9 protein-coding genes are annotated in these 8,465 nt (G+C 33.5%); 1 reads left to right on the top strand and 8 read right to left on the bottom strand.

Translation table 11 applies throughout. The annotated features are described in order from the left end of the window. From ACWIX0_RS12015 to tssB, 8 genes are all read right to left on the bottom strand, one after another. A partial coding sequence (locus tag ACWIX0_RS12015; protein WP_454174226.1) for an alpha/beta fold hydrolase occupies positions 1–514 on the bottom strand: 514 nt, incomplete at its 3' end. Then, a complete protein-coding gene (locus ACWIX0_RS12020; RefSeq protein ID WP_454174227.1) occupies positions 504–1,088 on the bottom strand; it encodes a hypothetical protein in 585 nt (194 codons plus the stop codon). The genes ACWIX0_RS12015 and ACWIX0_RS12020, both read right to left, overlap by 11 nt. Before the next feature lie 64 nt (positions 1,089–1,152). Then, positions 1,153–1,464, bottom strand: a complete 312-nt coding sequence (locus ACWIX0_RS12025; protein ID WP_454174228.1) for a hypothetical protein — start codon at positions 1,462–1,464, stop codon at positions 1,153–1,155. A 55-nt stretch (positions 1,465–1,519) separates the two neighbouring features. Then, complete coding sequence (locus ACWIX0_RS12030; protein ID WP_454174229.1) at positions 1,520–2,422, bottom strand: type VI secretion system baseplate subunit TssG; 903 nt, start codon at positions 2,420–2,422, stop codon at positions 1,520–1,522. Next, on the bottom strand, positions 2,419–4,143 hold the full coding sequence (tssF, locus tag ACWIX0_RS12035) for a type VI secretion system baseplate subunit TssF (protein WP_454174230.1): 1,725 nt from the start codon (positions 4,141–4,143) through the stop codon (positions 2,419–2,421). The genes ACWIX0_RS12030 and tssF overlap by 4 nt, the downstream gene beginning before the upstream one ends. A 22-nt stretch (positions 4,144–4,165) precedes the next feature. Beyond that, positions 4,166–4,558: a GPW/gp25 family protein gene (locus ACWIX0_RS12040; RefSeq protein ID WP_454174231.1), complete on the bottom strand. Its 393-nt coding sequence runs from the start codon at positions 4,556–4,558 to the stop codon at positions 4,166–4,168. Positions 4,559–4,560: 2 nt separating this feature from the next. After that, positions 4,561–6,030, bottom strand: a complete 1,470-nt coding sequence (tssC, locus tag ACWIX0_RS12045; RefSeq protein WP_454174232.1) for a type VI secretion system contractile sheath large subunit — start codon at positions 6,028–6,030, stop codon at positions 4,561–4,563. Between the two features lie 10 nt (positions 6,031–6,040). Beyond that, the gene (gene tssB, locus ACWIX0_RS12050; RefSeq protein WP_454174233.1) at positions 6,041–6,541 is read right to left on the bottom strand and encodes a type VI secretion system contractile sheath small subunit; all 501 of its coding nucleotides are present in this window, start codon (positions 6,539–6,541) and stop codon (positions 6,041–6,043) included. A 290-nt stretch (positions 6,542–6,831) separates the two neighbouring features. On the opposite strand from tssB, the gene ACWIX0_RS12055 reads away from it, so the two are divergent. Continuing rightward, positions 6,832–8,208: a tetratricopeptide repeat protein gene (locus ACWIX0_RS12055; protein ID WP_454174234.1), complete on the top strand. Its 1,377-nt coding sequence runs from the start codon at positions 6,832–6,834 to the stop codon at positions 8,206–8,208. Positions 8,209–8,465 lie beyond the last annotated feature (257 nt).

Genomic DNA, 8,465 nt, shown 5'->3' on the forward strand with positions numbered 1-8,465 from the left:
TGCCATTTTCTTTTAATATGGGTTTAATGTTTTCTTCATAAAAAATAAGCATATCAAAATACTGCTCTATTACCCTATTTGTGTCATTGTTATTTGTGCCTATATAGTAATCAGTGATTAAATCTTCAATACGATTAAGGCTAAATTCAGTGCCACGAATCGCTAATGTCAATTCTTTAGATTGTTTATGCTGAAAGAGTGTAGCAGAGAATCCTGAAGCTGTATTTGGGCAGTGCTTGAGTAAATCATAGCGTTCAAAAAATCGTTTAGCTTGAGCGGGATTGAAGTCGCCATTGAGTGTGCCGATTTTTTCGTTATTTGCATCAACTACTTCGTATCCTTTGTAATCAATATTCAATATGTCGGTTAATGTTATTGTTTCACTTCTAGTTTTATCATTATCTTTATCTTTGAGTTCTTTAAACTTTTTGTCAAGTAAGTCAAAATACCCATACGATACCCACGCTAATTCTGCATAGTCTCGCAATTTTTGTATTTGTTCTTTATTTGTCATTATTTTTCTTTGCGTTTAAGTTTGATTTTGCCACATCAGTGCAACCCAATTTTATCTCTAGTAAATAAAACCCTGAACCCTCATTGCCATAAAGTTTAAATCGTCTTGTATTCCAAGTGGCGGTAATTTTCATATCGGTGATATTGTCTTTACTGAAATGATATTGATTGCTATAAAATCTTACCCCCGTATCTAAGCGATAATTGATTTGCCTTTCAATAACATTTATTTTTCTATATTCACGCACATTTGGCAAACAATCAACAAATTCATAATTATCTACAAAATCAAATCCCCAATCTTTACGAATTTTTTTACACAAAAATTGTTTATTTTCATTTACTTTTTTCCAATCAACATCATCTAGGTTCATATTATAATATGTAAGAATCTTATTATATTTTTCCTCATTATTTGGTAATTCATTTAGTTTGCATAACTTCTTAAACTCCCAATAGCTAGGCTGTAACGCATAAGGTGTATAATATAGCGGGATTCCTATGAGATAGATTATCCACGCAAAAAATAAGGCTAAAATAATCTTTTTAAGTTTTAAGTGCTTTTTGATTTGCATTTGTCCTATCTGCCTTTTATAAAATTAAATTTCATAAAACATTTAGATTATAGCCTAGCATTACTTAACAAACCATTAAAGCGAAATCTACATTAGATTCTAATACTTCTTTAGAATCCCCATTATGATTACTAGGCTTTGGGGATTGAATCTTTAGTGTATTTTCTTTTTTGGTGCATATTATTGGGAATCCTTTATCACTAAATACACCACTTACACATAAATCTTGCATTATAGGATAATCATCATTATATTTTTTTAATCCCCTAACATTTGGTAATATTAAGGCTATTTGAGTGCAAGGACTAGGAATCCCAGCAATATTATTAGAGCAATTTAAGATTGGCGAATAAAGCAAGACATTTTCTAAAATCAAAAGCGAATCTTTAATCGAATCATCTTTTAATTTGGCTTTGATTGTTTTGCGCTATTTACTCATATAGTTTAAAGTGTATATAATATGGCTTTGGCACAAAATTCCCAAGCACCATTCCATAGCCTAACCTTGCTACACTTTTATCGCCTAAAATGAAGTTCATTTTATTGCTATGGTTGATTTTTAGATACAAATCCACGCAAAATTGATGATTTGTAAGAAATAAAATGCTTTCTTTTAGCTCATTATATTTATGCCCATTTGGTAGATAAGTTAATGCCATTTCATAGCTAATATCCTTGATAAAAATGCCTATTTTGCTTTGATATGATAGAAATGTCTTTCCTAAAATTAGATTTTTACCTAGCGTATTATTTTTTATGCCTAGTTTGTTTGTTTGGATAGGGGCGATAAAGATTTGATGAGGTAAATTTTCGACAATAAATAACTTATCACGCAAATTAAAATTATTTTGTAAAATACGCTGTATATAATATTTTGGGCGAGATTTGCTTAAAAGTAGAGGCGCAAATGGTAGATAATTTTTAGCTATTTTATTGTCATTTATTCCTAGCATCGAAAATAAAATCTTTGAGATAGAATCGCTAAAATCTTTATTAAAACTTCTAGGATAATTTTTTAGTCTAGTGGTTTCAAAAAATAGCCAAAGAATGTAGTGATTAAAAAAATCAAAAAGCAAACTCCAGCCATATCCACCATCGTCATTTTTTGTGAGTTTATCTAGCATATATGATGGTAGTTGGGAAGTGTTGCCTTGTAAGCCCATAAAATTTACCATTATTTCAATTAAAAATTCTTTATCTTTTTTGACATACTCGATTTCTTTGTGCGGGTGTTTTAGACTTTTATTAGTGCGCAAAAAAATATCATTTTTATCGTATTTTTTAAGCAATTTATGCAAGAGTTTATAAAATGAAAATGTATCTAAATTATTCATAGTGATGCTTTTTTGCCACGAGTGGCTGGATAATATAAAATCTCATTGCTATCTACGCATTTGATTTTTAGCTCACAAAATGAATTTATGCTTACAAAAGAAGCAAAAAATTTAGAAATAACAAGTCCTAACTTATACACATCGCCAAGTGAGTGGAAATTAGAATCTTTAATACTCATTATACAAAGTGTGCCTTTTTTGGTAATAGATTCATCGATTAAGTAAGTGGATTTGGATTCTATGTTTAATATAGATTGCTTGAGAAGCCTATAAGTTTGCTCATTGTCTTTATCATCAATAAAACTATAACTTTCCAACACCCAAAAAAACGAAGAAAGACTAAGTATATTTTGGTAATTAAAAGACAATATAGACACAAGCCTCCAAAGCAAATTGCCATCGATATTGCATTCTCTCATTGCGCTTGGAATTGTAATGTTTTTGGTTAGCACATTTTGTAGTTTAATGTTTTTTATGTCGCCTATTTTTAGTTTGGAGGGTAGATTTTTATTGCAGCATAGCGCATCAATGGTAATAATTTCATTATAAGAATAATTAGAAAAAAAAACAATCTCTTTATATGACTCGCCCCTAGCGTTTGTTTTGGTGCTTAAAGCATAAAATTCCTCTTTATTCTCCGCCAAAAAACCAAATCGCTCAAAACTATGATAGTTTTTTAAGATTCTGCGTCCGCTATTGCTATTATGGGCTTTGACTTGATTGATTTGGACTACTTCATAGCAATCCAAATGCGCCCTATCCACAAAAATCCTATAACCATCTTTTGTGTGGTCGTTTATGATAGATTCAGCATTTTTAGGAAAAATATTCACAATAGGCGTTATGCCCAAAGAAAATAGATTTTCCCTAACAATGCAATTTTTTGGAAAAAATCTATTAAATTTAAATTGCAAAATAAACCGTGTGCCTTGAGTATCTTTTAAAATATCTAATCCATCAATTTTGATAAAATTAAATTTTTCGGGGATAAAAAAATATTCTCTCATTAGCGAAAATGCCTCAAATCCCAAATCATCATAATGCAAACAACTTTCAGTAAAATCTAATCCTATGGAATTGACATTGCTAGGATTTAGCCTGAACTCTTCGGCAGTATCGGGTGATATGATTTTGATTTCCTCCAAATAATGACAAATAAACAAAAGCAAAGTAGATGAAGTGTATAACTCATTGCCAAGATAAATATGCAAACAATCAAGCCCTATATCACAAATTTTTAAGTCAGGTTTATTGATTTGTAATTCTAAATTTAGCGTGTGATATTGTTTTTCTGTATGTATAAATGCCTCTTTGATTGCTAATGGATAGAGATAAACATCATAAATCGTCCTAAACTCGCACTCGGTTTGTTTAATGGGTATAGAGTATATTTGCGTGCCTTTTGGGAGAATGATTTTGTTTGCTTTGCTATCCTCGCTTAAAAAAAATTCTTGCAAACATAAAGAGGGCAAAGGATTTGTATAATTAGGAGCAATAATATTTAATAGAGATTCGGCAATATATGGGATATTATGCTCCATCTCTTGATGAATCTTAGCAGTAAGCACGGCAAGATTTTCAATAATGCGCTCAATATCTGGGTCTTTGCTATCAGTGGCTAAAAATGGTGCAAGTTTAGGGAATTTTTTTGTAAAGCGTTCCCTAGTTTTATAAAGATGGGCAATCTCTTTTTGGTAGAAAAATACATCTTCATTATTCAACTATCTAACCTTTATTTTATGATTATTTCACTTCACAATGTCTGTCATTTTTAAATGCAATCTCTAGGCTAAACTCTCTAAATGCGTCTTCTACAAAATTGCATTGCAAAAAAAATGAAATTTGCCAAGGGCTTAGGGAATTATCATAGCGAATGGAAAGCACTCTAATCCTTTGCTCATATTTGCTTATGATATAATGAATCTCTCTAGCCATTTTCAAGCACAAATCACCAGCATTAAGGTTAGATTCTACGACATTATACAACCCTAAATCATTAGCGATAATGCAATCATCTAACTTTGTATTTAGCAAGACTTGGATATTATCTTTAATGTCTTCAAATTCATTTTTGTGATAAGGAATATTTTGATATTGCTCATCTAATTGGTGGATAATCTTATCAAGCAATGACATTTTTACTCTTTGTCTAATTTTCCCACTAACGATAATTCAAAATTCCCTCCCATATATTTAAAATGTGGGCGCACACTAAGTGCTATCTTATACCAGCCCGGCTCCCCTGCTACATTTTCTACTTTGATTTGAGCTCCTCTAAATGGTCGTCTGCTTCGCACTTCAGCAGGTGGATTTTCTTGATCAGAAATATACTGCCTAACCCACTCATTAAGCCCATTTTCTATGTCTGTGCGCTCTTTCCAGCTACCGATTTCTTCTCTTTGCAAAACTTTTAGATAATGCGCTAGACGCGAAATAAGAAAGATATATGGCAACTGCGTTCCTAAACGATAATTTGTCTCTGCTTCTTTGCCCTCTGGTGTGTTTGGAAATACTTTTGGTTTTAGCGCGGAATTAGCAGAGAAAAACGCTGCGTTATTGCTATCACGCCTTAAGGTTAGCGCGATAAATCCAGCCTCTGCAAGCTCATACTCGCGTCTATCTGTGATAAGCACTTCAGTTGGGATTTTGGATTGCATAGTGCCAAAACTCTCATAAATATAAGTTGGCAAATCTTTTACACTTCCGCCACTTTTAGGACCGATAATGCTGCCACACCACCTATATTTAGAAAAACTCTCTGTCAATCTTGTGGCAAACGCGTATGCAGAATTGCCCCATAACAAGTGGTTGTGTGAATTATGGACATTTTCTTTGTAGTTAAAGGTTTTAATGGGATTGTCTTCAGGGCTATAAGGGGAGCGCGTTAAAAATCTTGTTACCATAAGCCCTACATATTTGGAATCCTCATTTTCTCTAAAAGTCCGCCACCTAGTGTATTGAGGACCTTGAAGTAAGCCATCTAAATCCTGCAAACTTGCTAACTCCGAATAATCCTCGAGCCCAAAAAAGCTAGGCGCACAGGAAGTTAAAAAAGGTGAATGGCTCATTGCTGCGATACTAGCCATTTTATTCAAAAAAGTCATATCAGGGCTATTTATACCAAGTTGATAATCCCCTATGATAGCACCCACAGGTTCGCCACCAAATTGCCCATATTCTGCGGAGTAGATATTTTTATAAACCGCGCTTTGGGTAATGTCTGGGTTGTTTTCAAAATCCTCTAATATTTCTTCTTTTGTCGCATTTAGCAGACTAATTTTTATATTTTCATTAAAATCTGTGCGCTCAACCAAGAAATACAAACCTCGCCACGCAGATTCTAGCTTTTGAAACTCCTCATTATGCAACACTTCGTCCATTTGTTTAGATACCAAATCATCAATATGGGCTATCATCTCATCTAGGGCAAATTTATTGATTTTATCCTCCATATTGTCATCTTTGACAATCGCAGAGATAAATTCTGCTACACCCCTTTTTGCTATGCTATAACTTTCATCATTTTTTGCATACTTGCTTTTTTCCATAATGCTTTCGATGATTGGCGTATCAATTACTTCTGTTTGTATTGCATTTTCCTGCGCCATAGTTTGCTCCTTATTTGCTAGATTTGTCGCTAGATTCTTCTGCTTTTATTTCTAAAAGCAATTTTTCTTTGGTTTTTTCGTCTTTTAAGGCATTTAAAACAGCTTTTCTAAAATCTGGTATATTACCCATAGGACCTTTTAATGCCATTAACGCTTCTCGTAATTGCAAAAGCTTATTTAGCTCTGGAATCTGCCTTGCAATGCTATCAGGCGAAAAATCTTTCATACCAGATATTTTGAGTTTAACATCTAACTCCTCCGCACCCGTGCCTAGTGTATTTTTAACGCTAAATTCAGATTTAATGTCTAGTTTTTGCATCACTTGGTTAAAATTTATTTTGTTAATCTGCAATGTTTCGCGCTCTTCTAGTGGCTGTTTATCGGGGCTACCCGTAAGGTTAGACATTACCATTAGTTTTAGTGGCAACTCAACTTCAGCCTCTTGTCCGTTTGTTTTTGCCTTGTAAGTGATATTTATGCGCTCTTTTGGAGCATTAGAACCATCTGCCATTTGGAATCCTTAGCATATAAAATTTCGGGTATTGTAACCAAAAATTATAAAAAAAACAAACTTGCCTATTTTTCTTATATTTTTTGGCTTTTTATGGGTAGAAACTTGTTAGATTGTGTTTGATTCATACTTTGAATCGTTTTGTTTTTGCCTAGCGCAATATCAATCCTAATCATCTATCATCAAAAAATTATTTGCGATAAATGCGAAAAAGCAAGTAGAATACGAAAATAATTATATTTAGATAAATAAAGCAAAAAAGTGCTAGAAGCTAAAAAAAGGCATAAATTATGCAAAATAAGATTTGTTTGATTTTGGGATTCGCAAGATTTGCAACTTTTGGATTCGCAATTTTGGGATTCATAGGTTTCGTGGGTTTTGCAATATTTGCGTATGCGGACAATATCAACGATGACGCCACGCAAAAGAGCGCATACACGGGCAAAACAATCGATGAATTATTAAAGCTAGAATCACAATGTCGCAATGATGAAACATTGCCAAATGGAAAAATGGCTTGTGATGAAAACGATGAGGCATTTGAAAAGTTAGAGAGGGCTTGTGAGGCAGAGGAAGCACAGGCTTGTTTTGAGTTGGGCGCATTTTGGGCGCAATCGCACAAAGTATATGGCTTTGAAATTTCAAGAGGTTCAATGCAATTTGAATTAGTGGAAAAATATCATTCAAAAGATTGTTATTTTGGACTGCAAAAGGCTTGTGAGGCACAAGATGACTTTTATGAAAAGGCATTTATCAATGATTGCAAAAATAATATGGGTTGCGGAAAACTTGGCGTATTTTATTATTATAAAGGCGACTACGACAAAGCTAGAGGCTATTTGGAGGGCGATTGTGATTTGGAGAGCGATATTGATAAAAACGAATCGTGCTATGTTTTGGGGAGAATGTTTGCGCGAGGATTGGGCGTGCCTAAAAAACTCTCAAAAGCCGAATTAGCGTGGGATAAAGTCTGCAATGATGATAGCTACACAAGGACTGAGGATTATTGCTGGGAAGTTGTGGATATATACAAAAAGGGCGATGAAAAAATGGGTATCGCACCAAATAGCCCAAAATACATTCACTACGCCGATAAACTCTGCCACACGCATATAGGAGGCGGTCTAAATAATTGCGATAATTTAGCAAAAATCTATGAAAATGGCGACAAATCGCTAGGAATCGCCAAAGATAGCCAAAAATCGCTGTATTATTATGGAATGCTGTGTGATACTTATGATTATGACGAGATATTTTGCGACAAAGTCAATCCCACGCGCGAAAAGCTATGCGCCCAAAATGAGGGCAAATCCTGCTATCAACTCTATAAATTTTATGACAATTATGATGGAGAAATACACAGCAAAAAAGACGCCACCAAAAAGGCGCAAAGATTTTTGCAAAAGGCTTGTGATTTGGAGTTTGGCGATGCGTGTTTGAATATCGCTAGAGATTATTTTGAGCGCGGGGATTATGACAATGCAGAGGCTTATAGTGGCAAAGGCTGCTCTTACAAATATCTAAAAAATTATGATAAATATGTCGCTTGTCAAAAAACGAATGATGATTGCGATGAAAAATACGCAAAAGATTATGATGAATACAAAGATTGCGTGAAACGGTGGGAAGTAGAGATTTGGAGTGCTAAAAAGTCTTTGAATAAATGAACATTACTATGGTGTCAGATTCTAGCAGAGAATTTAGTTTTAGCACAATAATTTGTCCTTTGAATTTTTAATTCCTATGTAGATTTATTTTTAGATTTTCCTTCATTTTATCTTAAAAAATTTAGATTCTTTACTCACATTCTTTGCAGTATTTTTTCATAACTTGCTCGACTTTATCTTCGTATTCTTTGGAGTCATAGACCATTCCTATACAAAAATACAAGTCCTTAAATTCCACTTCTACATTTTTATCAATA

This window comes from Helicobacter sp. T3_23-1059 (genome assembly GCF_053654515.1).

What these genes read in the sequence shown, in the direction of transcription:
- ACWIX0_RS12020 (WP_454174227.1), bottom strand. Translation starts at nt 1,088, where the DNA reads ATGCAAATCAAAAAGCACTTAAAACTTAAAAAGATTATTTTAGCCTTA.
- ACWIX0_RS12040 (WP_454174231.1), bottom strand. Translation starts at nt 4,558, where the DNA reads ATGTCATTGCTTGATAAGATTATCCACCAATTAGATGAGCAATATCAA.
- ACWIX0_RS12055 (WP_454174234.1), top strand. Translation starts at nt 6,832, where the DNA reads ATGCAAAATAAGATTTGTTTGATTTTGGGATTCGCAAGATTTGCAACT.
- ACWIX0_RS12030 (WP_454174229.1), bottom strand. Translation starts at nt 2,422, where the DNA reads ATGAATAATTTAGATACATTTTCATTTTATAAACTCTTGCATAAATTG.
- tssB (WP_454174233.1), bottom strand. Translation starts at nt 6,541, where the DNA reads ATGGCAGATGGTTCTAATGCTCCAAAAGAGCGCATAAATATCACTTAC.
- tssC (WP_454174232.1), bottom strand. Translation starts at nt 6,030, where the DNA reads ATGGCGCAGGAAAATGCAATACAAACAGAAGTAATTGATACGCCAATC.